The 26,181-nt window shown below is 37.6% G+C and carries 27 protein-coding genes; 10 read left to right on the forward strand and 17 right to left on the reverse strand.

Annotated features, from left to right (window positions below; all coding sequences use genetic code 11):
* The first annotated feature begins 8 nt into the window (after positions 1-8).
* Positions 9-605 carry a YdeI/OmpD-associated family protein gene (locus HCU67_RS13485; protein WP_168553122.1) on the forward strand — a complete coding sequence of 199 codons (597 nt, stop codon included), beginning with the start codon at positions 9-11 and terminating at the stop codon, positions 603-605.
* A gap of 46 nt (positions 606-651) precedes the next feature.
* Here the strand turns inward: HCU67_RS13485 and yajC are convergent, their stop codons facing one another.
* The 3 genes from yajC to nusB are packed head-to-tail and all read right to left on the reverse strand — an operon-like array spanning position 652 to position 2,420.
* Positions 652-942, reverse strand: a complete 291-nt coding sequence (yajC, locus tag HCU67_RS13490; RefSeq protein ID WP_168553123.1) for a preprotein translocase subunit YajC — start codon at positions 940-942, stop codon at positions 652-654.
* A gap of 6 nt (positions 943-948) precedes the next feature.
* Entirely contained in the window at positions 949-1,434 is a 486-nt protein-coding gene (locus HCU67_RS13495; RefSeq protein ID WP_168553124.1) for a DUF1573 domain-containing protein, read from the reverse strand.
* Positions 1,435-1,472: 38 nt separating this feature from the next.
* Positions 1,473-2,420, reverse strand: coding sequence for a transcription antitermination factor NusB (gene nusB / locus HCU67_RS13500; RefSeq protein WP_168553125.1), 948 nt, complete (start codon positions 2,418-2,420; stop codon positions 1,473-1,475).
* A 164-nt stretch (positions 2,421-2,584) separates the two neighbouring features.
* On the opposite strand from nusB, the gene HCU67_RS13505 reads away from it, so the two are divergent.
* The 3 genes from HCU67_RS13505 (at position 2,585) to HCU67_RS13515 (ending at position 7,391) form a co-directional block, all read left to right on the forward strand.
* Positions 2,585-4,336: an ABC transporter ATP-binding protein gene (locus tag HCU67_RS13505; RefSeq protein WP_168553126.1), complete on the forward strand. Its 1,752-nt coding sequence runs from the start codon at positions 2,585-2,587 to the stop codon at positions 4,334-4,336.
* Between the two features lie 74 nt (positions 4,337-4,410).
* Entirely contained in the window at positions 4,411-4,779 is a 369-nt protein-coding gene (locus tag HCU67_RS13510) for a PUR family DNA/RNA-binding protein (protein WP_168553127.1), read from the forward strand.
* Positions 4,780-4,865: 86 nt separating this feature from the next.
* A complete protein-coding gene (locus HCU67_RS13515) occupies positions 4,866-7,391 on the forward strand; it encodes a M14 family zinc carboxypeptidase (protein ID WP_168553128.1) in 2,526 nt (841 codons plus the stop codon).
* On the opposite strand, the gene HCU67_RS13520 is transcribed toward HCU67_RS13515, so the two are convergent.
* Positions 7,366-8,412, reverse strand: coding sequence for a 1-acyl-sn-glycerol-3-phosphate acyltransferase (locus HCU67_RS13520; RefSeq protein WP_168553129.1), 1,047 nt, complete (start codon positions 8,410-8,412; stop codon positions 7,366-7,368). The genes HCU67_RS13515 and HCU67_RS13520 overlap by 26 nt on opposite strands.
* Entirely contained in the window at positions 8,409-9,326 is a 918-nt protein-coding gene (locus tag HCU67_RS13525; protein WP_168553130.1) for a bile acid:sodium symporter family protein, read from the reverse strand. Before HCU67_RS13525 ends, HCU67_RS13520 begins: the two co-directional genes overlap by 4 nt.
* A gap of 63 nt (positions 9,327-9,389) precedes the next feature.
* Here HCU67_RS13525 and HCU67_RS13530 point away from each other — a divergent pair, with 63 nt between their 5' ends.
* Positions 9,390-9,950 (forward strand): thioredoxin family protein, encoded by a 561-nt coding sequence (locus HCU67_RS13530; protein WP_168553131.1) that lies wholly within the window; start codon positions 9,390-9,392, stop codon positions 9,948-9,950.
* 53 nt (positions 9,951-10,003) lie between these two features.
* Positions 10,004-10,525, forward strand: a complete 522-nt coding sequence (locus HCU67_RS13535) for a GNAT family N-acetyltransferase (protein WP_168553132.1) — start codon at positions 10,004-10,006, stop codon at positions 10,523-10,525.
* Between the two features lies 1 nt (position 10,526).
* Here HCU67_RS13535 and HCU67_RS13540 read toward each other — a convergent pair whose 3' ends face one another.
* Positions 10,527-11,069: a YfiT family bacillithiol transferase gene (locus tag HCU67_RS13540; RefSeq protein ID WP_168553133.1), complete on the reverse strand. Its 543-nt coding sequence runs from the start codon at positions 11,067-11,069 to the stop codon at positions 10,527-10,529.
* A gap of 664 nt (positions 11,070-11,733) precedes the next feature.
* The gene (locus HCU67_RS13545; protein WP_168553134.1) at positions 11,734-12,666 is read right to left on the reverse strand and encodes a peptidylprolyl isomerase; all 933 of its coding nucleotides are present in this window, start codon (positions 12,664-12,666) and stop codon (positions 11,734-11,736) included.
* Between the two features lie 175 nt (positions 12,667-12,841).
* On the opposite strand from HCU67_RS13545, the gene HCU67_RS13550 reads away from it, so the two are divergent.
* The 3 genes from HCU67_RS13550 to HCU67_RS13560 are packed head-to-tail and all read left to right on the forward strand — an operon-like array spanning position 12,842 to position 14,710.
* Positions 12,842-13,699 carry a glycoside hydrolase family 16 protein gene (locus tag HCU67_RS13550; RefSeq protein WP_168553135.1) on the forward strand — a complete coding sequence of 286 codons (858 nt, stop codon included), beginning with the start codon at positions 12,842-12,844 and terminating at the stop codon, positions 13,697-13,699.
* A gap of 24 nt (positions 13,700-13,723) precedes the next feature.
* The gene (locus HCU67_RS13555; RefSeq protein ID WP_168553136.1) at positions 13,724-14,296 is read left to right on the forward strand and encodes a sugar O-acetyltransferase; all 573 of its coding nucleotides are present in this window, start codon (positions 13,724-13,726) and stop codon (positions 14,294-14,296) included.
* 45 nt (positions 14,297-14,341) lie between these two features.
* On the forward strand, positions 14,342-14,710 hold the full coding sequence (locus HCU67_RS13560) for a DUF2200 domain-containing protein (RefSeq protein ID WP_168553137.1): 369 nt from the start codon (positions 14,342-14,344) through the stop codon (positions 14,708-14,710).
* On the opposite strand, the gene HCU67_RS13565 is transcribed toward HCU67_RS13560, so the two are convergent.
* Entirely contained in the window at positions 14,700-16,097 is a 1,398-nt protein-coding gene (locus tag HCU67_RS13565; protein WP_168553138.1) for a M28 family peptidase, read from the reverse strand. The genes HCU67_RS13560 and HCU67_RS13565 overlap by 11 nt on opposite strands.
* A gap of 2 nt (positions 16,098-16,099) precedes the next feature.
* A complete protein-coding gene (locus HCU67_RS13570; protein ID WP_168553139.1) occupies positions 16,100-16,978 on the reverse strand; it encodes a PPK2 family polyphosphate kinase in 879 nt (292 codons plus the stop codon).
* A gap of 166 nt (positions 16,979-17,144) precedes the next feature.
* Between HCU67_RS13570 and HCU67_RS13575 the strand changes: the two genes are divergently transcribed.
* On the forward strand, positions 17,145-17,861 hold the full coding sequence (locus HCU67_RS13575; RefSeq protein ID WP_168553140.1) for a hypothetical protein: 717 nt from the start codon (positions 17,145-17,147) through the stop codon (positions 17,859-17,861).
* Positions 17,862-17,874: 13 nt separating this feature from the next.
* On the opposite strand, the gene HCU67_RS13580 is transcribed toward HCU67_RS13575, so the two are convergent.
* From HCU67_RS13580 to HCU67_RS13615, 8 genes are all read right to left on the reverse strand, one after another.
* Positions 17,875-19,038, reverse strand: coding sequence for a sigma-54-dependent transcriptional regulator (locus HCU67_RS13580; RefSeq protein ID WP_168553141.1), 1,164 nt, complete (start codon positions 19,036-19,038; stop codon positions 17,875-17,877).
* 8 nt (positions 19,039-19,046) lie between these two features.
* Complete coding sequence (locus HCU67_RS13585) at positions 19,047-19,937, reverse strand: DUF6268 family outer membrane beta-barrel protein (RefSeq protein ID WP_345890715.1); 891 nt, start codon at positions 19,935-19,937, stop codon at positions 19,047-19,049.
* Positions 19,938-19,939: 2 nt separating this feature from the next.
* Entirely contained in the window at positions 19,940-20,827 is an 888-nt protein-coding gene (locus HCU67_RS13590; protein WP_168553532.1) for a mechanosensitive ion channel domain-containing protein, read from the reverse strand.
* Positions 20,828-20,834: 7 nt separating this feature from the next.
* Complete coding sequence (locus HCU67_RS13595; RefSeq protein ID WP_168553142.1) at positions 20,835-22,175, reverse strand: ABC transporter permease; 1,341 nt, start codon at positions 22,173-22,175, stop codon at positions 20,835-20,837.
* Positions 22,176-23,105, reverse strand: coding sequence for an ABC transporter ATP-binding protein (locus tag HCU67_RS13600; RefSeq protein ID WP_168553143.1), 930 nt, complete (start codon positions 23,103-23,105; stop codon positions 22,176-22,178).
* 215 nt (positions 23,106-23,320) lie between these two features.
* Entirely contained in the window at positions 23,321-24,433 is a 1,113-nt protein-coding gene (dnaJ, locus tag HCU67_RS13605; protein WP_168553144.1) for a molecular chaperone DnaJ, read from the reverse strand.
* Positions 24,434-24,442: 9 nt separating this feature from the next.
* Positions 24,443-25,012 (reverse strand): nucleotide exchange factor GrpE, encoded by a 570-nt coding sequence (locus HCU67_RS13610; protein WP_168553145.1) that lies wholly within the window; start codon positions 25,010-25,012, stop codon positions 24,443-24,445.
* Between the two features lie 131 nt (positions 25,013-25,143).
* On the reverse strand, positions 25,144-26,103 hold the full coding sequence (locus HCU67_RS13615) for a TIGR01777 family oxidoreductase (RefSeq protein ID WP_168553146.1): 960 nt from the start codon (positions 26,101-26,103) through the stop codon (positions 25,144-25,146).
* Positions 26,104-26,181: the final 78 nt, after the last annotated feature.

Raw genomic sequence — 26,181 nt, forward strand, 5'->3', positions numbered from 1 at the left:
CCTAACCAATGGATAAAGCTGCAAAGATTGAGGCTTATTTTGAAGAAGAACATGAATTCAAAAAAGCAATAGGCACGCTACGTGAAATCATCTTGAAAACACCTTTGGAGGAAACTTTTAAATGGATGTTTCCGACCTATACCCTACAGAACAAAAACGTACTCGCCATTTGTAAATTCAAGAATCACTTTGGCATATGGTTTTTTAATGGTGTTTTTCTAACAGACCCGCTGAATGTTTTGGAGAATGCCCAAGAAGGAAAAACCAAGGCGATGCGGCATTGGAAGTTTTCAAATGAATATGATATTGACCCCAATCAAGTAATGGCCTATGTTAACGAGGCTATTATCAATCAAAAGAACAATAGGGTTTTGACTCCCACAAAAAAGTCTACAAAACACATAGAAACTCCTGAACTTTTAATGGAAGCATTTAAAAAGAATGCCAAACTGAAAAAAGCTTATCAAAATTTTTCAGAATACAAGCGGAAAGAGTTCAATGAATATATCAGCACGGCAAAACAGGAAAAAACAAAACTCAAGCGGCTTGAAAAGATTCTACCAATGATTGAGGACGGTATCGGGCTCAATGACAAATACCGATAAAAAAACCCCTCAAGTGAGGGGTTTTTCATTTTAGCATTTTGCTTTCTTATTTCTTAGAAGCAGCCGGGCTCATTTTTTTACTACCCTCCATTGAAATTGCCGATTTGTCGAATTTCAATTTACCTGCCATGGTTTCAATAATGCACCAATTGTTCTGTTCATTGAGGTCTACTACTTTACCGTAGAGTCCACTCTTGGTCATTACTTTGTCACCTCTTTTCAGTTCAGAAGCAAATTTCTTTTCATCTTTTTGCCGCTTTATCTGAGGGCGAACCATAAAAAAGTACGCCACAACAAAAATTAGAATAAGCGGAAAAAATTGTCCTAATCCTTCCATCAAAAATTAGCTTTTCACTGGTCCTGCAACTGCAGCTGCATTTCCTTTAGGATTTACAAAGGCTTTGATTCTCAAAAGTTCCTTGCCTTTTTCCGTATTTGCAGTTACTGTAATGGTCTTGGTTACTTGGTTTTGTCCTGAACCATTGAATTTAACTGTCAATTCACCTTCTTCACCCGGTGCAATTGGCTTGTCTTTTGGCCATTGTGGAACAGTACAGCCACAGCTCGCTTTAGCGTCTGTAATAATCAAAGGCGCCTCACCGGTATTGGTGAACTTAAATACGGTTTCCTGAGGTGTACCTTGCTCAATTGTACCAAAGTCATGTTCCATTTTATCAAAGGAAATAACAGCAAGTTTCTTTTGTGAAACATCTCTGTTCGCAGCTACTTCTACATTTTCTGCATTGATTTTATCGGCAGCTTTGTCTTTACATGAGGTGTTGAAAGCTACCAAGGCCGAAATAGTTAAAAAACCTAGAATTCTTTTCATTACTTGAATTTTTGTTTTGCAAAATTAATAAAATACAATCAAAGTAAGCCTCTGCCTACCTTTTGAAGCTTACCATTAGCTTTATATTCTTTAACGAGTTTATCGAGAATACCGTTTATGAAAATGCTACTTTTTGGAGTAGAATACTCTTTGGCGATTTCCAAATACTCGTTTATGGTTACTTTTTCAGGTATGGAAGGGAAATTCAAGAGCTCGCAAATACCCATTTTCAAAAGGATATAATCAATCTCTGCGATTCTATCCTTGTCCCAATTAGGGGTTTTACCTTCAATCTCTTTTTCAAGTATACTGTTATTCAGCAAAGTCTTTGTTAGTAGGTCATTAGCAAAAACCATGTCTTGCTGGTCTTTTAAAAGCTGTGGTGTAAAATAAGATGGTTTTGCGTCTTTTGATGCCTTCCTTATACGCTTTACCAAATACGTATTTACGATTGGCAAATCATCAATCCATGTCAATTTCTCATCCTCGAAAAAATCGTAGATTTTGTCATTAGGGGCGATTATTTCGCTGAACAAAGTGATAATGATTTCTTTATCCTCGTCGTAGGTCGACTGGGGCTTGGCCATGTATTTTTTGTAAGCCTCGTGGGTCTTGACCTCATTATAAACCTTTTTTACGTATTCTTCGTTCAATGACCACTGGTTTAGTTTCCGCTTTGAAAGCTCTTCTTTCAAAATAGGGTTGTCAATCAATTGGGCCATTAGTTGATTTTTTACAAATTTTTCCCTGTTCGGATAATTATCGTCCTCTGAAGCGATGTATTTTTTCGAGGCATGTGTAACATGTTTATTGGCCAGTGAATGCAGTTCCAATAAAAAAGAAAGCAGTAACAAATAAAGTGTATACATGTTATCAACGCTTACTTTCAAAAACTTCTCCTGTTTCTGCAAGGAATCGTCATTTGTTTGGATCAAGGCGTAAATGCACTGCATTACTTTGACACGAATATGCCTTCTAGTCAACATTTAATAAGAACTTTAACGGGTTGATGGTCATTCACGGGTTAAAATTAAGGCTATATTTCATCTCTACCCAAACGCTTTTATCTTCTTATCAGTTTTATAACATTTAGCTTGCTTTCGAAAAACTATATTTGTGCTCGCTGGTTTCAATAACAGCGCTCTATTTAATGAAGGAACTTCGCTATTTAAATAAATACCTTAAAAAATATTGGTTAAAGCTGTTTTTGGGAATCATCATTACCATTATCGCACGAATTTTTTCTTTGGTGATGCCTTCCTACGTAAACAAGTCAATCAAAGCAGTTGAAGATTTTGTAGGAAACAGTCTTTCAAGTGAAGAAGCCAAATCGGTATTACTAGAATACATTTTGATCATCATTGGAGCTGCATTGCTTTCAGCCTTGTTTACTTTCTTAATGCGCCAAACCATTATCAATGTATCGCGCTACATTGAATACGATCTAAAAAATGAGGTTTTTGATCATTACCAGCTCCTAAGTCTAAATTTCTACAAACGTAATCGTATTGGAGATTTGATGAATCGTATCAGTGAAGATGTCGGTCAAGTACGAATGTATGCGGGACCCGCAATCATGTATGGAATCCAAACCCTGACATTGTTCGCATGCTTGATACCACTTATGTTCATAAAGGCTCCGACATTGGCATTTTACACGCTAACACCCTTGCCTATCCTTTCCATTCTAATATATCAAATAAGTAAGGTAATCCATAAGCGGAGTACTAAAGTTCAAGAATTTTTGTCAACCTTATCAACATTTACCCAAGAGTCCTTTTCAGGTGTTGCGGTGATTAAGGCTTATGGTCTTGAAGGAAAAATAAATTCGGAGCTTGAAGACTTGGCTATTGAAGGAAAAGATACCAGTATGGCCTTGGCGAAGGTCAATGCATGGTTTTTCCCTTTAATGATATTGCTGATTGGCATTAGTAACATATTTGTCATCTACATTGGAGGTAGACAATACATAAATGGTCAGATAGAATCGATTGGTCTTATCGCTGAATTTATTCTCTACGTAAATATGCTTACATGGCCGGTTGCGGTTGTGGGTTGGTTGACCTCAATTGTACAACGAGCCGAAGCATCGCAAAAGCGGATAAATGAGTTTTTGAAGCAAGTACCATCCATTAAAAATGAAGTTGTCAAAAACACCCCAATTAAAGGTAAAATTGAATTCAAGAACGTTAGTTTCACCTATGAAGACACTAATATCGAGGCTTTAAAGAACGTGTCCTTCACGATTGAAGCCGGACAATCAGTTGCGTTTTTAGGTAAAACTGGTTCAGGAAAATCGACAATTTTAGATTTGGTCGCCCGTCTTTATGATGTGACCAAAGGAGAGATTAAAATTGACGACATTCCCTTGCAAAAATTAAACCTTGACTCACTCAGAAGTTCAATTGGTGCAGTACCCCAAGACGCATTTCTTTTTTCAGATACAATCGCCAACAACATTCGTTTTGGTAATGAGGAAGCTTCTCAGGACCAAATTGAGTTGGTGGCGAAAAAAGCGGTTGTTCACGATAATATAATAGGATTTACCAAAGGCTATGATACTGTATTAGGGGAACGTGGCATAACCCTAAGTGGCGGGCAAAAGCAACGGGTTTCAATTGCTCGGGCGCTCATGAAAGATCCCATCGTATATCTTTTTGATGATTGTTTATCGGCCGTGGATACTGAAACAGAAGAAGAAATACTAACCAACCTACAACAGGAATCAAATAGCAAAACAACCCTTATTGTCAGTCATAGGGTGTCTTCAGCTAAGAATGCGGATAAAATTATCGTCTTGGAAGATGGTAAAATACTTCAAGAAGGAACCCATGCCCAGCTTAACAACAGCGAAGGGTATTACAAAGAACTTTACCAAGACCAACTCTCTGACAAAGATTAAACAAAAGTTGTAAGGTTAACTTTTTTTTTACATTTTTGATAGACTAATTCAATGTTTTAGAGACACGAAACACGATGGGGGGAAAAGATTTGATTGAACAAGAAGAAATCTATTCTAAAGTACTTAGGGCAGGTAGACGCACCTATTTCTTTGATGTTCGAAGCACAAAAGCCGGTGACTATTATCTAACAATTACCGAGAGTAAAAAGTTTACACATGATGATGGTTCTTTCCATTACAAAAAGCATAAAATTTACCTTTACAAAGAGGATTTTTCAGCTTTTAGGGAAATAATGGAGGAAATGATGGACTACATTATTGACGAGAAAGGAAATGAAGTAATATCCGAAAGGCACCAAAAAGATTTTAAAAAAGAGGACGAACCTTCAGAGAATGGTTCGACAGCTGAAAATTTTACCGATATCGACTTTGACGATATCTAAATAACCATCAAATATTCTTTGAAGACGGCCCCGCTAAAACGGGGCCGTTTTTTATCTTTAGCTGTATTGAACCGAAAACTTTCCAAATGAAATTTTTACCGAACTACGTCATATTACTCTGCACCTTCATAAGCTTTGCACAGAATGAAGTAACCTTAGATTACTATCTGCCACAAGACATTAGTTACGATACCAATATCCCTACACCTAAAGAAATTATTGGTCATGAAGTTGGGGAATGGCATGTAACCCACGATAAACTAATGTTCTACATGAAGACTTTGGCAAATGCAAGCGAAAGAATAACCATCGAAGAACGAGGTACAACATTTGAAGGGAGACCTCTTTTATTATTGACGATTACGTCTAAAAAAAATCATCAGAATCTTGATAATCTACGTCAGGATCACCTAAGCCTAACAGAGCAAGGAAGCGCTAGTTTAGATACCAGTGAGATGCCGATTGTAGTTTATCAAGGATTTTCAATACACGGAAACGAATCAAGCGGTTCTAACGCTGCCTTAGCCTATGCATATTACCTAGCTGCGGCACAAGGGCCTAAAATTGAGGCAATGCTTGACAAAATGGTCGTGCTATTAGACCCTTGTTTTAATCCCGATGGGTTACAAAGATTTGCCTACTGGGCGAATATTCATAAAAGTCAAAATCTAAATCCAGACCCGAATGATCGCGAATATGACGAAGTCTGGCCCGGGGGACGAACAAACCACTATTGGTTTGACATGAATCGTGACTGGTTACCGGTACAATTACCTGAAAGCCGTGCTAGAATTCAAAGTTTCTATAAATGGATGCCTAATATTTTGACAGACCATCACGAAATGGGCACGAATTCAACCTTCTTCTTTCAGCCTGGAGAAGCGAGTAGAGTCCATCCATTAACCCCTAAAATAAATCAGGAATTGACCACTGAAATTGGTACCTATCATGCAAAGGCACTTGATAGAATTGGTTCCTTGTATTATTCTGAAGAAAATTTCGATGACTATTATTATGGCAAGGGGTCTACTTTTCCAGATGTAAATGGTAGTATTGGAATCCTTTTTGAACAGGGCAGCTCTCGAGGTCACATTCAAGAAAGCGAAAATGGAATCATAACCTTTCCCTTTACGATTCGCAACCAATTTACTACCGCACTTTCAACAATCGAAGCTGCGCATAATATGCGCCAAAAAATTCTTGATTATCAACGTGAATACTTTGCGACAATTAAAAATGAGGTTGGGCGAAATAAAGTCAAGGGGTATGTTTTTGGTGATTCAAAAGACGTAGCTACAACTTGGCACTTGGCAGAAATATTAAATAGGCACAAGATAAAATTCCACGAACTTGCTTCAGATGCAACCATTGGTGGAAAACGATTTGAAAAAGGAGCGGCCTATGTGGTTCCAATGAATCAAAAAAACCCTCGTTTGATTCAGGCGATGTTCGAAAAACGCACCACCTTTATTGATAGTCTATTTTATGATGTTTCGGCTTGGACGTTACCCCTTTCTTTTGGTTTGGATTATACTGAATTGAACTCGCTGAACAACGCAGGTGCTATGGTTGCTGAGTTCAACAAACCATTTGGTACGGTATCCAATAAAAGTAGCTATGCTTATCTATTTGAATGGCACGAATACTATACCCCTAAAGCTCTAAATGCAATTTTAGAAAAAGGATTACGAGCGAAAGTAGCTAAATCACCATTTACACTTGAAGGTAAAAATTATGATTATGGCACCATTATGGTTCCCGTTCAAAACCAAAAATTGAACACAGAAGAACTTCACGAATTCCTTTCTCTTATCGCCAAAGAATGTCAAATTCAAATAACTTCGGTTTCTACTGGTCTCACTAGAGGAATAGACCTAGGTAGCAACGATTTCGATGCGGTTCAGAAACAGAAAGTTGCGCTTTTAGTAGGAGAAGGTGTTCGCTCTTATGATGCTGGTGAAATTTGGCATCTTTTCGATACGCGATATGATATGAAAATAACCAAGCTTGATACCCGTAACTTCAATTCAACCGATTTAAGTGATTACACTGATTTAATAATACCAAGTGGCTGGGGAAGCTCCATGCTGGATAAACGCGGCGCTGAGAAAGTAAAGGAATGGGTAAAGAAGGGAGGAACTGTTATAGGGTTTCGAAATGCTGCGGATTGGTTCAAGAAACATGAATTTTTGAAGTTTACAAAAAAGAAAGACAGTCTAGTCGCTAAGGATATTCCTTTTGACCAAAAACGAGACTTTCTAGGGGCACAAGTAACCGGAGGTGCGATTTTTGAGGCAAAATTAGATCGTTCACATCCTGTCGGATATGGATACAAGAACAATCGGATTTCACTTTTCAGGAATACAAATATTTATCTTGAACCAGAGAAGAACAGTTACGACAACCCAATTCAATACACCAATGCTCCTTTGCAAAGCGGTTATATTTCGGAAGAAAAAGCAGAACTAATTAAAAAAAGTGTACCGTTTAAAGCAAGTCGAATGGGTCGAGGTCGGGTAATTTTATTCACTGATAATACAAATTTCAGAGCCTTTTGGTATGGCACCAATAAACTTATGATGAATGCTATTTTCTTTGGTGGGATGATGTAAGCCCTATTTTCACTAATAAAAGATTTAAGACGGCATGACCAACAACTATGGTTAATGCCGTTTTTTCTGTAGCAAAAAATGGTAAAACGAACAGTATTAAAAGATAAAAGAAAGGATACCCAAGAAGAACAAATCCGAATCGGAACGTAGCCATAAACTCAGGCTCGGGAACTTTTGGTTTGAGTATGGTCCTCCAGACAAAAACCATAGGAAAATTAGTTATATAAAAAATTATTTTGAACGACCTTGAAATTGGATTGGTCTGAAATCTAGGCAAACCTGTAAAGTCGGATTTAATCAAGGCCTTATTTATTTCTTTAGGAAAAAGGAAGTTCGTACTATTTTGCTCTAGTAGCGATAAGGTCCTTTCGTAATCCTCCTCTTTTATATGTGTGGTTAATTGTTGAAGTGATTTAGAGACCGCTTGTCGCAACGATTCAATTTTATTTGGTTTGTCCCAATGATCATTTACTGCTATCGCTTTGCCAAAATATAAAGCTGAACTATCACCAGCCTCTGTTGGTGATTGATAATTTTGACCAACTGTAACAATCTGTATATCAAGTCTTGGGTCCTTTTCTAGGGCATCTTCCAAAATTCGGGTGAAACCTTTACTCAATGGCCGAACCTTTCTTTTGAGTGAGTGATTTGCCTCTGGAAAAAGAAGTATTGCTTCATCGTTTATTAGCAGTTGGGCACATTTAGCAAAGATTTCCTTGTTCTTATTTAGTGAACTTCGCCCATCACGAATACGGTAAATAGGGAGCATTTGCAAGAAAGAAAACAGAGGTCTGAACAAGATACTTTTAAAGACATCAGCTCTTGTTAAATACCACGGTTTCCGTCGGCACTTAGTTGCAATTAGAAAGATATCCAAAAGGGCATTTTGATGGTTGGAAAGAAAAAGAACAGGCCTATTTTTGGGTATATTCTCAACACCTACAACTCGGACTTTTTTATAGTAAAAGAACAATCCTAGGGAGACCCATGCTTTAAAAAAAAGGTAACCCAATGTTTTCATACCAATTCTTCTTTTTTAATTGGTTTGTATCCCCAGAAACTTCCTAAAAGTAATCCTGAAACCAAATGCCAAATACCCCAAAAAGCGGTAAGTATGGCCATACCACCGAGTCCATCAAAAAAAGTAAAAATCAATAACAACCCTAATCCAGAATTTTGAATACCTGTCTCAATCGTTATGCTTCTAATATTTTCAACTGAAAAATTAAACGCCTTTGCTAAAGAAAAACCTGTAGAGAAAGCTACCAAATTGTGCACTATAACCAGCCAAAACACATACCATATGTATTCAAGGAAAATATCAGCGTTTTTATAGAGGGCCAAGAAAACCAAAGCGACAAAAAACAATAGCGAGCCAATCTTAAAAAACTTGGCCAATAGTTTCGCGAGGCTCGGTTTCTTTTGATTTACCCACATTCCCAAGACCAAGGGCAATCCTAATAACAGTGCTACCAATTTGACCATTTCTAGTGGTGCAATGGAAATTTCTTCTAGAATAGTTGAAGTAGGCTCGTACAATGAACCCCAAAGTTGAAGATTGAGCGGAGTCATAACAATTGCCAATAGCGTGGCAATAGCTGTTAGTGTAACGGAAAGTGCAGCATTACCTTTCGCCAAATTTGTAATAAAGTTCGAAATATTACCACCAGGACACGCAGCCACCATAAACATACCCAAAGCCATACTTGGCATTGGTTCAATAACCATGACCAAAAGAAATGTCATGACTGGAAGCACAACAAATTGACTGGCCACTCCGACCAAAACCGACTTTGGTTTTTTAAGAAGTCTTTTGAAATCGTCGATGGAAATTTCTAAGGCGACGCCGAACATAACCAAAGCCAAAGCAATATTCAACGTCCAAAGTGATTGGGCATCAAAATTTATATGAACGTTATCTATTAGTTGGTCCAAGTATAGTTGTTGTAAATACAATTATAATCTTTTCTCTTCGATTACTTTTGCAAAAACAAAACTATGGCACGAACTCCTAGCAATATGTTACCCCTGGGTACTCTAGCTCCAAATTTTGAACTCGTTGATACCACAAGTGAGACGAAAATGACGCTTGATGCATTGAAAGGGGCTAAAGGAACCTTGGTAATGTTCATTTGTAACCATTGTCCATTTGTAATACATGTGAATCCTGAACTGACGAAAATTGGTAAGGAATACCAACAAAAAGGAATAGGAATTGTTGCCATTTCAAGTAACGATATCGAGAATTATCCGCAAGATGCGCCACAGTTAATGAAAGTAGTTGCTGCAAAAGAAGGCTATAGCTTTCCATATCTCTTCGACGAAACCCAGGAGGTAGCGAAAGCCTATGATGCTGCGTGCACCCCTGATTTTTATCTTTTCGATGGTGATTTAAAACTGGTTTATCGTGGTCAATTGGATGATTCAAGACCTGGAAATGGTCTGCCGCTGAACGGGCAAGATTTACGGAATGCAATGGATGCACTTCTAAATGGAATTGATATCGACACAGAACAAAAACCAAGTATTGGTTGCAATATTAAATGGGCAACACCTTAAGATTTGCAGTCTTTATCTAATGGGCTTGAAAAAGTATAAGCCCTTGAATTCGAATGGAAATCAACTTTGAAGCGCTTACTGAAAAAACCATTCCAACCTATTCTTCACTAGGAAAACAATCCTATGTAGAACACTACCTACATCTGTGGCAAAATAGCAACCCCAAACCGTATATTGAATCCAGTTTTACTGTTGATGTTGTCACAACGGAATTTAAAGATTCCAATTGTCAAAATTTTTTGGTTAAATACAATGGTAGTAATGCTGGGGTTTTAAAAGTTTCTATAAATAAATCTTGCAACGGTTTCACGGCTGAAGAGGCACTTTATTTACATCGCATTTATTTGCTAAAGGAATTTTCCGGAAAAGGAATCGGTAAAGCCACCTTGAAATTTGTAGTCAAACTTGCTAAGGAATTTCAAAAAAAAGTGATTTGGTTGGAGGCCATGAAAAAGGGGAAAGCACATCAATTTTATCAGAGCAATGGTTTCAAAACCATTGGTGAGACAACGGTGAACTTACCAAATGTTCTTCCCTGGGAAAGTGCAATGTGGATACTCGCGAAAACTATTTAAATCACCAGCCTTCTCGCTGAACTAAATTTGATATATGCGCATAATGGTGTGAACCATGCCAAACGTAACGGCCTACGTTTTCTTTAAGCGTTGTGACCTCATTACCATCTGGATGGGTAAAGGTTCTATTTAGTTGTTCATCTGAAAGGCCTCTTAAGAGGTAAACCAATTTAAAGTGCACTGCGCTTAAATGGTCGAGAGACATTTGGATAGGGGCGGTACGGGTATCGAATAAATTCGCCCACTCTTGTTCAAAATAAGGTTTTATAACAGGATTATCCTCCGTAAGACCCCATTTAAATCTAATATAACTATTGTGATGGCTATCGGAAACGTGGTGCACAACTTGACGCACGGTCCAACCTTGTGGACGATATGGGGTATCTAGTTGTTCATCGCTCAGGGATGAAGTTAGTTCTGCAAATTTATGCGGTAATTCTTCCAATATCGAAATCCAATTCGATAATATTTCATCGGTTATCGGTTTTGGAATTTCGTATTTACCTATGGGATATTTCAGTTTTTCAAGGTCCGTTTCTCTCATATATTAAAAATACAAAAGTTCGCTTGGCATGACATCAAACTCCAATCTATTTTGATTCATAACGTTTACTTAACCCCTTTGAATGCAACCAAAAGCGGACATCGTATCTATATTAAAAGTTTAGCCATTAGATTCGACTAGTACAAAGCTTGTTATTGGTTTTACTGGTATTAAGATGATGTCGTTTTTAGCGACTACTGACAACCTAATAAAATTATCAATTGGAGTTTATTGCATACCCTTAGGAAATTTGACTTATTTCAATACGATTTAAGCGCATATCAATCTAAATATGAAGTGATTACATCCAATTCTTTAATAATTTCGTATCTTAAGTTCAACAACACTACTAATAAATAACCATGACTATTTTTCTCGGAATTTTACTGTCCCTACTCGCCATAAATGCTCTGCTCTTACTTTTTTCTGTAAATAGAAGTCAAAATAAGTAGGGTTTTTCTTCGTTTGGTTGTTATATCAACACCCATCACCTAACGAATCTTATTTATGGAAACATTTTTTACTATCCTTATTCTACTTTTGATAGTTAACGTTTTGCTCCTTTTCTTTAATTTGAACAGGGTCAAATAAAAAGCCCCCAAAAGGAGGCTTTCTTATTTAAAATTTCAAGAATACATTCTGTATTCTCGAACTTACCAACGTATTATTTAACGTCCATTAATTCAACATCAAAAATTAAGGTTGCATTTGGAGGAATAACGCCACCTGCACCTCGACTTCCATATCCTAAATCAGAAGGAATAACAAATCGCGCCTTATCTCCCACTTGCAATAGTTGAATACCTTCGTCCCATCCCGAAATAACCTGGCCAACACCTAATTGAAAGTCAATAGGTTGTTTGCGCTGGAAAGACGAATCAAAAACTTGACCATTGGGCAAACTTCCTTCATAATGAACCGATACCATTTTGCCTTTTTGCGCTTTGGCACCACTTCCTTTTTGAATCATCTTATATCGAAGTCCAGATTCGGTCGTTTCAAATCCGGCAGCTAATTTTTCGAGTTCAGCCTCTGCTTTGGCCTTTTTTTCAGCTTCACGTTTTTCACGCTCTCCATTAAATTTTCGAAAAGCTTCAATAGCATTATAACTTTCAGCCTCGGCCCCAACACGAACAATTTCAAGACTTTCTATGGTGTCATTTTGAGCTATGGCATCCACTACTTCTTGACCTGATTCAACATGACCAAAAACAGTATGTTTTCCATCCAACCAAGGTGTAGGTACATGGGTGATAAAAAACTGGCTTCCGTTAGTACCCGGACCGGCATTGGCCATAGAAAGTACTCCAGGGGCATCGTGCTTTAAATCGTCATGAAATTCATCTTCAAACTGATAGCCTGGACTACCTGTACCAGTTCCTTGAGGACACCCCCCTTGTATCATAAAATCAGGAATTACCCTGTGAAACTTCAAACCATCATAATAGGGATTACCCTGTGGTTTAGCTCCATTCTCCATGTTTCCTTCAGCCAAAGCCACAAAATTCCCAACAGTACCTGGGGTTTTATCATGGGTTAATTTAACTAAAATCTCTCCCTTACTCGTATTGAATTTGGCGTAAATACCGTCTTCCATTATGTCTATTATTTTTTTATTGTAAAGGCTGCAAAGATAACCTAATTAAGGCCTTCCGAAAAAAGCGATATGTTTACCAATAGCCATTGACTGTAATTAGATTGTTCTACCATTTCTTCGATTACAATTCTATTATTAACTTCGGATTGGAACCAATATAAAAATCAACGCCCAAATGAGTCATTTGAAGATTTTGCCTAAACAAGTATTCTTACTTTTCGTCATTACCGCTCTGGGCATTCAATGTAAAAACCAGACACAAAAAGAAGAAAAAGTTGCTGACGCCAGTAGTACTGAAGAGTGGAATCTTGTTTTTGAAGAAGAATTCGACAGCGATTTATCCCAATGGAATGCTTGGAACAGTGGTGCCTTTAATGAAGAAATTCAAATGTACCAGCCAGAACAACTTTCATTGGAAAATGGCCTACTTACAATTTCCACCCAAAGAAAAACAGTATCGGGTGCGAGTACCGTTGCCGATAGTACAACCAAAGAGTTCGAATATGTTTCAGGCAGAATCGAAAGTAAAGAACTCTTCGGACCAACTGAACTTGAAGGTAAAAGAGAATATAAATTTAAAGCTCGGATCAAACTGCCAAATGGCCATGGCATGTGGCCTGCATTTTGGACCTACGGAGATCCTTGGCCCCTACAAGGTGAAATTGATATTCTAGAGGCCAGAGGCGGAAAACCATTGGAATTTCTTTCAAATCTTTTTTATGGTACACAACCAGGTATAAGTATTATAAATGAGATTGACGTGCTTCATAACATTGGGCAAGATTTAACCAAAGAATTCCACGTTTATGAAATGATTTGGAAGGCCGATTCCATTTCAATTCTTTTCGACGGAAAACTACTTCACACTTATCAGGCAAATCAAGAGAATTATGTTGCTGAGTTTTTTGATAAGAAACAAAAGGTAGTATTGAATATCGCCGTTGGGGGTTGGTTTTTTGAAGATCAAAATTCGGCAAATTATGCTGATTCTGCTATAATGCAAGTTGATTGGGTTCGTGTTTTTTCTAGATAAAATCATTTCTTTAAAGTTAGTTGCATGACCGAAAAAGAAAAAATGCTCGGCGGATTGGCCTACGATTCAAGAGACCCAGAATTGTTGGAAATGTACCACCGGGCTAGAAGTCTATTACTTGACTACAATACATTGAATTCAAGAATGCTCGAAGAAAGGATTGCTATTTTGGCAAAGCTGTTGGGCACTTGTGGGCTAGGCGTATGGATTGAGACCCCCTTTTTTTGCGACTACGGAACCAATATTTCAATTGGAGCGAACACCTTCGTTAATACCAATTGCATGTTTCTCGATAATAATACAATTGAGATTGGTGAAAATGGACTCATTGCCCCTTATGTTCAAATATATACAGCTACCCATCCGATTAAGGCTTCGGAAAGAATACATATCAATGATGGCAAATCACGCTACGTAACTTCAACAAAACCAGTACGAATTGGTGATAATGTATGGATTGGTGGAAACTCCATAATATTTCCTGGTGTAACAATTGGTGATAATGTTACAATCGGCGCAGGTAGCGTTGTTACTAAAGATATACCCAGTAACGTCTTCGCCTTTGGAAATCCATGTAGTGTACAAAAAGTACTTTGATTTTATTTCTTATTATTTTTAAAATAACAACCTTAATTCAACACGATGGCAACGACACCAGAACATGATGCGCGAATTGCAAAAATGACCTTTTCATCTATCTACCCCCATTATGTAAATAAAATTGAGAAAAAAGGAAGATCTGTTGACGAGCTTCATAGGGTTATCCATTGGCTCACAGGTTTTGATGAAAAAAAACTAAATGAACTAATTACTCAAAAGGTAACCTTTGAAGAGTTCTTTGCCAAAGCCCAGTTGAACCCGAATGCCCATTTAATAAAAGGTGTAATCTGTGGTTATCGGATTGAAGAAATCGAAACTCCCTTGACCAAACAGGCACGCTACCTGGACAAGCTGGTTGATGAACTTGCCAAGGGCAGGAAAATGGAAAAAATATTGCGTGCTAACCCTTAACCTTTATTGGTTGAGTAAACCCGTATTTGTCAACCAAATAAATCAAACTCGTCATTGTGGCAGCGCCAAGCTGTAATTCGCGTTTATTGACATGTTCAAAAGTATCGTTCTCCGCATGATGATGGTCAAAATAACGTTGACTATCAGGTCGTAGTCCAGATAGCACAATATTCTCATTTTTAAGTGGGCCAACATCAGCACCACTGCCCCCACGAACAAACATATGAATCAAATAAGGTTCGAATAGGGTTTTCCAAGTTTCGATTTTTTTAAAATTTTCATCGGAACAATCGAAAGAGAATCCTCGTGGTGTAAATCCTCCTGCATCACTTTCTAAAGCGAATATGTGGTTTTCACTCTTTTTCTTAGCTACTTCGGCATATTTGTTTCCTCCACGCAGACCATTTTCCTCATTCATGAATAGTACCACTCGCAAGGTACGTTTCGGCTGGTAACCAGTCTTCTTTAAAAGATGAAGAACATCCATGCTTTGCACGCAGCCAGCACCGTCATCATGGCTCCCGTCTCCTAAATCCCAAGAATCAAGATGACCACCAACAATCATAACTTCATTCGGATATTCGCTTCCTGTAATTTCACCTATAACGTTATACGATTCTACATCTGGTAATTGTTTGCAATTTTGATTGAAATAAAATTGAATGTTGGGATTCAATTTCAAAGTAGTACTTAATAACTCTGCCCCATTGGTACTTATCGCAGCAGCTGGAATACGTTGCGTAACTGGGGTATCACCATAATTCATCGAACCGGTATGCGGATAATCATCCAAACGTAAATTCATGGAACGAACAATTACCCCTGCAGCACCATACTTAGCTGCCTGTTCTGCCCCGGAATATCGCTGATTTACACAGCCTCCATAAGCTTCAAAAGTGCTTATGAGTGTAGGGTCCATTGGACGGTTGTAAAAAACGATTTTTCCCCTTACCCTATCAGTACCCAAAGCCTCTAGTTCTTCAAAACTTTGTACTTCAATTACATTTGCTTTTAGTCCTCCATCTGGTGTAGCAACTGAACCACCAAGAGCACAAATAGGAACATTTGTCGTCAATCCAGGTCTTGTTTCGATATAAGCAAACTCAGGTACACCCCTTACCCATTTTGGCACCATTACGGGTTGTAACCATACTCGATCTAGACCGAGTGAATCCAATTGCCTCTTGGTATATTCTACTGCTTGTTGGGCTTGTACCGAACCTGAAAGGCGACCTCCTATTTGATTGGAAAGATAATTAAGCCAATCATATCCCTTTCCTTCGGTAAGCGAAGCATCATAAATCTTTTTAATTTGCTGTTCATCCGCAGATTGGGCCAATACGTATGAAGAGGCGCATAAAAGAAGTATTACTAAGAGGTTTTTCATCATTATTCTTTTTCAAGTTCTTTTTTGAATGAATCCAAGTTAGCTTTTATTTTATCATCGAGTTCCGGTTCATCGATGTCTTTGTATTTTTTTAACGCATCAAAAAGAATATGGGCCACAATACAACGTGCGGCCTTTTTGTTATCGGCAGGAATTACATACCACGGAGCATTTGAATTGGAAGTTTTATTTATCGCTTCTTCATAACACTCCTGATAGTTATCCCATAGTTTCCGTTCCTTTAAATCACCAGGTGAAAATTTCCAATTTTTTTCCTTTAAATGAATTCTACGCAACAGTCGTTTTCTTTGTTCTTCCTTGGACAAATGCAGGTAAAACTTGAATATTAGAGTTCCATTTTCCGCTACATGTCTTTCGAAATCATTGATTTGACGATACCGCCGCTCCCAAAATTCTTCATTAATTGACTCAACCGAATCAATCCCAGGTATGTTTTCACCTAAAATATATTCGGGATGAACCTTAGTTACCAGTACGTTCTCGTAGTGTGTTCTATTGAAAACTGAAAACTTTCCCCGTTCGGGCAAAGCAATATAATGACGCCATAGATAATCATGCTTTAATTCCTTCTCAGTTGGCACCTTAAAACTATGCACCTCTACTCCTCTCACATTAAAATCTTTAAATACTTCACGGATAAGACTATCCTTACCAGCAGTATCCATACCCTGTAAACAAATCAGCACCCCATATTTTCCATGGGCATAAAGGGTGTCTTGAAATTTTCCGAGTTTTCTCCGTATGCTTTTTAGCTCATCTTTCAAATCATCATTTGATAATCCAAAATCAAATGATGTACTACGTTCTGAGAGTTTTATAGGAGCGTCAACCCTATAACTGTTCCAATTTTGGTCTTTCATAAGATGAATATAGGATTTTTGACCTGCCATTCAAAGATGTATATGAACACTTTACCCAGAAAAAATTGGTTGAACTGCTGATTATAGAAGAAAAAAAACCAGTAGACGAACTTTTTTCATAGCTCAAAATTCACATCCTAATTTTGGGTCACCAAACTTATCGAAAATGAAGACCTACAAGACGATAATTCTTATTATCTGTATTATACTTGCCATTATCGGGTTTTTAATGATGGCCGCCTTCAAAAGTTATAATGCTTGCGAATATGCAGGTAGCAGTATCAATTTCATAAAAATTCAAACCGAAACAGCGCTCAATTCTAAGAGTCATACCATGATGAAGTTCTTTAGTGGTAAGGCTTTGAAATCAATGAAAGCAACCAAATCAAATTTTAATGAATGTGGTTGTTTAACGGCTGATAGGCACTTGACTTTCGTAGAACAAAATTTACTTTTTGCGATGCGCGCACCTCAACTATTGAAATCTAAACAACATTTACTCATTGTATTAAGTGGTGTGAACGAGAGTATCGAATTGTTGGAAGATTTTGAAAACGATGTCAGTTATTACGGAGAATCAATATTAACTTTAAATACCAAAACGAATATAGAGCTTCAAGGTGGGGTTGCTTTTTTGCCAAAAGCAAAAGAAAAGGAACTTCAAGTGGAAGCTAGTTTAGAGGAATTTCAAAAATCAATTTCCAAAGTGGTAAACGAGGTTGAATGCGAAGAGGCCTTTAGGTTTATTTCGAATATACATAACGAGGCCAAGAACAAAATCACTTTCGAAAATCTCTCTGATTCGAAAAAATTCTATCATACCCGGGTTATGGAGATTGCTCAAAAGGCTCTTGTTGAATTGGAGGGGTGCCCTGCCAAATAGAAAATTAAGATTATTATTTACTAGCGAATAATTTTACGTCATCTTCCGAGACTTCTTTCCCACCAAGAATTATAAGTCTTTCTACCACATTGCGCAGTTCACGCACATTCCCTGTCCAATCATAGCTTTTAAGCAGCGCTATAGCCTTATTAGAAAAGGACTTTATTGAGTTCCCTTGTTCAGCGGCAATTTTATTGGCAAAATGTTCAATTAATAAAGGAATATCGTTTCTTCTGTCGTTGAGGGCCGGTACTTTTATTAAAATAACCGCTAATCTATGATAGAGGTCCTCACGAAATTTACCAGCTTCGATTTCCTTTTTTAAGTCTTTATTCGTTGCTGCCAGAACCCTAACATCAACTTTTATATCCTTATCGCTGCCAACACGAGAGATTTTATTTTCTTGTAACGCCCGCAATACTTTTGCCTGGGCCGATAGACTCATATCTCCAATTTCATCCAAAAAAATGGTACCCTTGTTTGCAGCCTCAAATTTTCCAGCTCTGTCCTTAACCGCAGAGGTGAAAGCACCCTTAACATGACCAAACAATTCACTTTCAATCAATTCGGATGGTATAGCTGCGCAGTTGACCTCGATAAACGGGGCAGCAGAACGAGGGCTTTTTTGATGTAACCAATGTGCAACTAGTTCCTTACCTGTACCATTTGAACCCGTAATCAAAACCCTTGCATCGGTTGGCGCGACTTTTTCAATCATTTCTTTTATAGAATTGATTTCGTCACTATCACCAATCATTTCATAATTCTTACTGACCTTTTTCTTGAGTATTTTATTCTCGACGACCAGTTCTTTTCTATCGAGTGCATTGCGCACAGTGGTCAATAACCGATTTAAATCAGGAGGCTTTGAAATATAATCAAATGCTCCAAGTCGCATGGTATTAACGGCGGTATCTAAATCACCATGGCCCGAAATCATAATAAATGGAATCTCAGGTTTTACTTTTTTTGCTGCCTCGAGAACTTCAACACCATCCATCTTGGGCATTTTAATATCACATAGAACAAGGTCATAATCTTCCTTTTTCAAAAGTTCAAGGCCTTTACTACCGTCTTCAGCCTCAAAAACCTTGTAAGCTTCGTTTTCTTCGCTTAAAATTTTTAGCAACACCCTTCTAATTGCTGCTTCATCTTCTATGACCAATATTCTCGACATGTTCTTATTTAAAAAAGTGAAAATCGTATTCCAGTTCTAAAGTACTGATTAGATTCATTATTGAGTAAAAATGTACTTTGGCGTTTGTCGTTACGCAATCTACCCCATTGCAATATGGTACCCCCACCAATCAGGTAAAAACGCAACTGTTTTGTAATGTTGTATTGATAACCCAAACCGGTAATTAGAGCTGAAAGTGAAACTTTTGATCCAATTTGGTTATCAGGTAAAACAATATCGTCCTGTACATTTATAAAATAACCATCCAAGAACAATGCCAATTCTATCGAATGTCTTTTTTCTTGAAATTTAAAATTTGATTTTGAAGTCCCTAAGGTATAGGACCACTTGGGATGGAATTGCTTGTAATAACTTACCAACGGTAATGGTACCGGTAGGCCAGTTGTGCTATTAAAGGTTAAACCCAAAACAATTCTAAAGGGTTTATCCGCATCGGATGCCTCTTTCCATAGAGTTGCTGTAGCATTAAAAAAGAAATCATCCGATTGCGCACCATTTGTAAAGTTTGAAGCCATCCGCGGAGTAATGATGCTTATGAACCGCCAATTCTCGTTCCAATTCGTAAGATAGCCAACGTTCATATCGACGATATAGAATTTTTCTAAGCCACTAGTATCAAACGGAAAAGGTTTGGAAAAATCAACTTGAAAACGATTGTATTCCCCTCCTACAAAAAGGTAATTGTCTTGCTTTAATTTAATAGGATAATTGGCCAATACCCTATACTTAGAAGTGGTAATTCCTGAACTATTTTCAGGCAAATGAGAATATTCAACGCGAAATAAGTCTGTGCTTTGGGCACATAGCCAACCACTCATCATTAAGATGATAAAAACAAATGAAAATTTTGGTTTAAACCTCACCAATTCAGGGCTCACAATTATGATTTTTGCTGAAACAGATGTACATCGCGCTGCGGGAACGGAATTGTAACGTTATTTTCCCTGAATTTCTTATCTATTTTAAATCTTATATCACTTTTTATTCTAGGATCCCTAAAGCTCTCATTGGTAAAGAATTGCACTGAAAACAATAATGCTGAATCTCCAAAGTCCTCAAAAAGTACAAAAGGCTTTGGATTTTTGAGAACACCTTGCTGCTCAACCACTGACTCAATCAACAAATCTGAAACCAATTCGACATCACTACCATAAGCAACACCAACTTTTACCGACTCCCTGGTTGTCCTATGGTTCTGTGTGTAATTATATACAATGTCGCTTATAAATTTATGGTTTGGAATAATTATTACCTTATCATCTCTTGTTATAGCACGTGTCGTTCGAAGTTTAATTTCAAAAACCTTTCCTACTTTACCATCTACCTCTACGATATCACCTACATGTAAAGACTTGTCGATAATTATCATTATACCCCCAATGATATCTTGAAATAGCTCTTGCAGCGCAAGACCCAAACCGACAAAAAGTGCAGCCGAAGCAGTAAGAATTACCGTAACATTGATACCAGCTGCATTCATGGTCAATAAAATGACGACCATGTAAACAACGTATTTGATGAATTTGAAGACACTTATGAATTTAAGTTTGTCTTCATTCTCCATTTTTCGGGTCAAAAATTTCCGGAGCCATTTCATTAAAAGTGAAGTGACCAAAAAGGCAACAATCAATAGCAGCAATAGGCCTATTGTCAAATGTATGTAACCTTCACCCGCTGGAATATGAAATCCAAGATTAAGAAAATCAAGAATCGTCCCCCAGATATCCTCTTCAATGATTTCTTTTATTTCTTGTGTTTTATCCTGTATCAAAACCTTAATATTTCAGCCATTTGTAAAGCTCCTTGTATGAAGGCTTTTTGCCATACATCAGAATTCCAACACGATAAATTTTAGCGGCTAGCCATACAATGGCCATAAATGTAACTACTAAAAGAGCGATAGATAGTACAAATTGCCAAATTGGGACCCCACCAGCTCCAATACCACCTGGCAATCGCATTAACATTACAATTGGAGAGGTTAATGGAAACAAAGAGAAACCAACAGCAATTGGACCGTGCGGATTACTAAAAACAGAAAAGAATCCGACATAAATCGCTAACATTAAGGGTAATATAATTGGAAAAATGAACTGTTGAGTATCTGTTTCGTTATCAACTGCAGCCCCAATTGCAGCGTATATTGAGCTATAAATCAAGTAACCCAAAACGAAGTAAATTAAAAAAGAGGCAATCAACGTAAACCATGGTATACGGAGTATCTCACGACCTACTGATTTTATTTTCTCAAAATCGTCTGGCGAAAAATCGCGAGCGGCACCTGCTGTCATGGCCTTGATATTTGAACGATCGAGCAGAATCATTGGATCAATACCAAAAATAGCAAGGGCAATAACCAATAAAATGCCGGCAGCAACCACCCAAATGGTAAATTGAGTAACTCCTGCCAAAGAAGTGCCTATAATCTTTCCCAACATCAGTTGAAAAGGTTTTACAGATGATATGATAACCTCTATTATTCGTGTCGTTTTTTCCTCAATAACACTTCTCATCACAAAACCTCCATAAATTATGATGAACATCATGATGAGATATCCAAAACCACCACCAACCAAAGCCCTGATAATATTCAGGTCCATTAGATTTCGTTCACCTTCAAATGTGGCCAAACTCACTGTATAATCTTGTTGTATTTGAGTGAACTCTTCTTTGCTCAACCCAAGTGATTGTAATCGGTGTTCCCTAAGTCGGATTTCAAAGACCGACTCTACTTTCGACAATACTTCACTTATTGGACTGTCTACCGAATAGAATACTGTACTATCAGCAACGGTCTCTAAATTTTCATAAGAAGGTATATGAAGTAATCCGTAAAAACCTGAAGAATTCGTAGAATCTTTAGCGGTCTTTAGGTCAATGTTCTCGAATTGCAAAAAAGAAAGTGTCTCGCGAGGGTTAAATGATTCAGAAAAGAATTCGCTTTCATTTAATACCGCAATAACCCTTTTTTCACTGTCATTTAGTTTGGTCAAGTAGGCAATCAAAACAACCATACCAACCATTAGTACAGGACTTAGAAAAGTCATTATAACAAATGACCTATTCCTTACCTTAGCCAAATACTCCCGCTTTATTATTAGTTTCAGTTTTTTCATCTAACTGGCCTCTCCCACTGCTTTTATAAAAATATCACTGACCGAAGGAACGGTTTCTTCAAAATGAACAATGTTTCCTTTTGAGGACAACGTAGACAAAATTGATCGGGTATCATTATTCGGCAATTGAATCTGGAGGTCCATTAAATGCTCAGCTGTGCTATATTCGGAAGTCTTGACATTGTAGTTTGAAGTAATTTCCTTTAATACATCATTGGCATTACCATTTAATTGAACCGAAATGTTGTAAATATTGTTCTTGTAGGCTTTCTTGATATCTTTTAATTTACCATCCAAAACCTTTTTTGCATTATTCAGCAATGCAATGTGGTCACAAAGCTCTTCTACAGATTCCATACGATGGGTAGAAAAAATTATTGAAGTTCCTTTATCCTTTAATTCTTGAATTTCTTCTTTAATTCGGTTGGCGTTTATTGGATCAAATCCACTAAATGGTTCGTCAAAAATTAGGAGCTTAGGTTCATGTAAAACGGTGACAATAAATTGGATTTTCTGAGCCATTCCTTTTGAGAGCTCTTGGATTTTCTTGTTCCACCAATCTCCAATTTCCAGTTTTTCAAACCACATTTTCAATCTTGATTTGGCTTCGGCCTTTGACAACCCTTTCAATTGGGCAAGGTACATGGCTTGTTCGCCCACTTTCATACTCTTGTAAAGTCCCCTTTCTTCAGGTAAATAACCAATCTGGGCTACATCTTCAGGTTCGAGCTTACGACCATCAAATAAAATAGAACCCGAATCCGGGTGCGTGATTTGATTAATAATGCGAATAAATGTGGTTTTACCAGCACCATTTGGCCCTAGAAGCCCGTAAATGCAGTTTTTTGGGATGGATAATGAAATATTGTCCAACGCTACATGACCCACAAATTTCTTGGTTACCCCCTCGGCAGCAAGAATATGCTCCATAAAAAAGAATCGATTTAATCAAAGATACATATAAACATTAGCTATGAAGGCCAGTTGTAGTATTCAGATTTACTCTGAGGCAATGGTATAAAAAACAAAACCCACCCTTAAAAGGATTAAGGATGGGAAAAAAATTGCTATGAAAAAGAAAATTAGATACTTAAACAGTATCAGCTCCAAATATACACTTTTTCGTTAAACAAAATAGATTTTACTTATGAGAACATATCTTTTACCTTTTCAAAAAAAGACTTATCAGACTTAGCTGGATTGGGTTCAAAATTCTCATCGTTCTGCATTTTTTCAAAGAATTCGCGTTGTTCTTTGTTCAATTCCTTTGGAGTCCAAACATTTACGTGAACCAACAAATCCCCACTTCCATAACCGTTTAAGCTAGATATTCCCTTTCCACGCAAGCGCAAGATTTTTCCAGATTGAATTCCAGATTCTAATTTTATTCTCACTTTACCACCAATTGCATCAATTTCCTTTGAACTGCCAAGTACGGCCTCAGAAAAGCTGATATACAAATCGTAATGAAGATTGTCTCCTTCACGCTTTAAAGTAGGATGCTCAATAGTTTCAATAGCCACCAATAGGTCGCCTGCAATACCGTTACCAGGTGCGCCATTTCCTTTTCCTGATACTTTGAGTTGCATACCGTCTTCTACCCCCGCTGGTATTTTAACGGAAACCGTTTCTTCGACAGCAATTAGACCTTGGGCATCAGCACCTGAAGGTTTTTTATCAATTATTTGCCCTGCACCACCACAGGTGGTACATGTGGTCGCTGTTTGCATTCTACCTAATATGGTATTGGCAATTTTGGTTACTTGACCTGAACCATTACATGTAGGGCAAGTCTTATAGGTAACCCCGTCAGCTTGTACTTTTCGTTTAACTTTTATCTTTTTTTCGACCCCATTGGCAACCTCTTCCAAATTAAGCTTAACACGAATTCTTAGGTTGCTTCCCTTAACCCTTCTTTGACCACCGCCAAAACCACCAAATCCTCCAAAACCACCGCCAAATGCACTACCAAAAATATCACCGAATTGGCTGAAGATGTCGTCCATATTCATGCCTCCACCTCCAAAGCCTCCACCTTCGAATGCTGCATGGCCGTATTGGTCGTATTTAGCCTTCTTGTTGGAATCACTTAGAACTTCATAGGCCTCCGCTGCTTTTTTGAACATTTCTTCAGCTTTGGCATCACCAGGATTTTTATCAGGATGGTATTCCAGTGCTTTCTTTCTGTATGCCTTTTTTATTTCTGCTGCAGTAGCACTTTTTGAAACACCCAGAATGTCGTAATAATCTTCTTTCATCTTTTAGATTTAGTTACCAACAACCACTTTAGGGTGCCTGATAATTCGTTCACCTAGCTTAAAACCTTTTTCGATTACGTCAATAATCTTTCCCTTCATTTTTTCTTCTGGAGCAGGAATTTGGGTAACCGCTTCATGAATTTCAGCATCAAAAGTGTCACCAGCTTTTACCTCAACTTGTTCTAAGCCTTTGTTTCTGAGCGTGTCTCTAAATTTATTACTGATCAATTCAACACCCTTGAAAAGTTCTTTGTCCTCGGATTTCGAAATTTCATTGAGCGCACGATCAAAATCATCCAATACTGGCAAAAGGGAAACCATGATATCTTGGCCAGCGGTTTTGAACAAATCCATTCGTTCTTTAGATGTTCGCTTTTTAAAATTTTCAAATTCTGCAAAAAGTCGCAAGAACTTGTCTTTTTCTTTGGCCAACTCTTCCTTTAACTTGTCTTCCTCGGTTAAATCATCATCCTTAGTTCCTTCTTCTTTTTCGTTTGTATCGTCAGATTGTGTTTCGAGTTGTTCAAGATCTTTTTTCTCCTCTTCCAATATGTCTTTGGACGTATTTTTTTTGCCCATGGCCGCTTTAAAATTTGAATTCGTTTTAAGTTGGCAAAAGTATTGCCAATTCTGTTAAAATGTCAAAATGTCATTTTAGAAATAAAAAAATCCGCCAATGGCGGATTTAAGGGTGTCGTTATTGGTAAAATCTAAATAAAGTTGTTTTCTGTATATGCATTTGAAACTTCCTTATCAAAATCTTCAATGTAAAAGGATTCCAACGCATTGGTGATATTGGTAAATGTAAAAACAAATCCTTCGTTTTCAATTTTTTTACTGCTCACGCGCTGACTAGCCAATAGAACATAAGCCATCTCACCAAATATCATTTTAAGAACAAATCTAGGCACATTAGGCAGCACAAGTGGCCGCTTTAATATTTCAGCAATAGCCTTTGTCAATTTATTATTGGTAACAGGGTTGGGTGCAACGCCATTAAAAATCCCATTCAAGCCATTTTCGAAAATATGTATGAATATCTGCGAAAGGTCTTTAATATGTATCCAAGATTGCCACTGCTCGCCACTACCCAATGCAGCGCCAGTGTAATTCTGGATAGGTTGTGCTATTTGTGGTAATGCTCCACCGTCGTTAGAAAGAACCAAACCAATTCTAACTTTGGCTACACTGAATCCTTGATTTAAAAATTGGTCTGCTGCATTTTCCCAAGCTTGAACCACTTCACCCAAGAAGCTGTCATCAATTTTAGTATAGTCTTCATCATAGAAGGTGGTATTTGAATTCGGATAAATTCCGATTGCAGAGGCCGAAATAAAGGAAATTATCCCTTTGTTTCCCGATTTTTCCAATCCCTCATTCAGGGTGTTTAGGGAATCGACCCTACTGTTAAGGACAAGCTTTTTATATTCTGAAGTCCACCTTTTGGCTATACTGGCGCCCGCCAAGTTTATGATGACCGAGACATCTTCAAAACAATTAGAATCAATCTCACCCACTGAAGGATCCCAAAAAAACCCTTGGAAATTTGATTTGTTTTCAATTTTTGATTTATTCGTTGTGAGATAGTTGACACTGTAGCCTTTCTCGAGTAAATCTTTTGTCAATTGCTTTCCAACCAGACCGGTGGCCCCGGTAATCAATACTTTCATTCCGCAAAATTTAAGCAAATGTAAGGGGTTAACAATCTGATACTTACCCCTTATAAAAGGTTTAACAGTATTGTTTGA

The sequence above is a fragment of the Croceivirga thetidis genome (assembly GCF_012272815.1).
Taxonomy (GTDB): Bacteria; Bacteroidota; Bacteroidia; order Flavobacteriales; family Flavobacteriaceae; genus Croceivirga; species Croceivirga thetidis.

Bases quoted from the DNA above. Each gene is read 5' to 3' on its own strand.
- HCU67_RS13520 (WP_168553129.1), bottom strand. From the start codon at position 8,412: ATGAAAACATTGGGTTACCTTTTTTTTAAAGCATGGGTCTCCCTAGGA.
- HCU67_RS13495 (WP_168553124.1), bottom strand. From the start codon at position 1,434: ATGAAAAGAATTCTAGGTTTTTTAACTATTTCGGCCTTGGTAGCTTTC.
- HCU67_RS13550 (WP_168553135.1), top strand. From the start codon at position 12,842: ATGAGTCATTTGAAGATTTTGCCTAAACAAGTATTCTTACTTTTCGTC.
- nusB (WP_168553125.1), bottom strand. From the start codon at position 2,420: ATGTTGACTAGAAGGCATATTCGTGTCAAAGTAATGCAGTGCATTTAC.
- HCU67_RS13505 (WP_168553126.1), top strand. From the start codon at position 2,585: ATGAAGGAACTTCGCTATTTAAATAAATACCTTAAAAAATATTGGTTA.
- HCU67_RS13555 (WP_168553136.1), top strand. From the start codon at position 13,724: ATGACCGAAAAAGAAAAAATGCTCGGCGGATTGGCCTACGATTCAAGA.
- HCU67_RS13535 (WP_168553132.1), top strand. From the start codon at position 10,004: ATGGAAATCAACTTTGAAGCGCTTACTGAAAAAACCATTCCAACCTAT.
- yajC (WP_168553123.1), bottom strand. From the start codon at position 942: ATGGAAGGATTAGGACAATTTTTTCCGCTTATTCTAATTTTTGTTGTG.
- HCU67_RS13510 (WP_168553127.1), top strand. From the start codon at position 4,411: ATGGGGGGAAAAGATTTGATTGAACAAGAAGAAATCTATTCTAAAGTA.
- HCU67_RS13600 (WP_168553143.1), bottom strand. From the start codon at position 23,105: ATGGAGCATATTCTTGCTGCCGAGGGGGTAACCAAGAAATTTGTGGGT.
- HCU67_RS13580 (WP_168553141.1), bottom strand. From the start codon at position 19,038: ATGTCGAGAATATTGGTCATAGAAGATGAAGCAGCAATTAGAAGGGTG.
- HCU67_RS13615 (WP_168553146.1), bottom strand. From the start codon at position 26,103: ATGAAAGTATTGATTACCGGGGCCACCGGTCTGGTTGGAAAGCAATTG.
- HCU67_RS13540 (WP_168553133.1), bottom strand. From the start codon at position 11,069: ATGAGAGAAACGGACCTTGAAAAACTGAAATATCCCATAGGTAAATAC.
- HCU67_RS13610 (WP_168553145.1), bottom strand. From the start codon at position 25,012: ATGGGCAAAAAAAATACGTCCAAAGACATATTGGAAGAGGAGAAAAAA.
- HCU67_RS13565 (WP_168553138.1), bottom strand. From the start codon at position 16,097: ATGAAAAACCTCTTAGTAATACTTCTTTTATGCGCCTCTTCATACGTA.
- HCU67_RS13560 (WP_168553137.1), top strand. From the start codon at position 14,342: ATGGCAACGACACCAGAACATGATGCGCGAATTGCAAAAATGACCTTT.
- HCU67_RS13515 (WP_168553128.1), top strand. From the start codon at position 4,866: ATGAAATTTTTACCGAACTACGTCATATTACTCTGCACCTTCATAAGC.
- HCU67_RS13570 (WP_168553139.1), bottom strand. From the start codon at position 16,978: ATGAAAGACCAAAATTGGAACAGTTATAGGGTTGACGCTCCTATAAAA.
- dnaJ (WP_168553144.1), bottom strand. From the start codon at position 24,433: ATGAAAGAAGATTATTACGACATTCTGGGTGTTTCAAAAAGTGCTACT.
- HCU67_RS13545 (WP_168553134.1), bottom strand. From the start codon at position 12,666: ATGGAAGACGGTATTTACGCCAAATTCAATACGAGTAAGGGAGAGATT.
- HCU67_RS13485 (WP_168553122.1), top strand. From the start codon at position 9: ATGGATAAAGCTGCAAAGATTGAGGCTTATTTTGAAGAAGAACATGAA.
- HCU67_RS13595 (WP_168553142.1), bottom strand. From the start codon at position 22,175: ATGAAAAAACTGAAACTAATAATAAAGCGGGAGTATTTGGCTAAGGTA.
- HCU67_RS13575 (WP_168553140.1), top strand. From the start codon at position 17,145: ATGAAGACCTACAAGACGATAATTCTTATTATCTGTATTATACTTGCC.
- HCU67_RS13530 (WP_168553131.1), top strand. From the start codon at position 9,390: ATGGCACGAACTCCTAGCAATATGTTACCCCTGGGTACTCTAGCTCCA.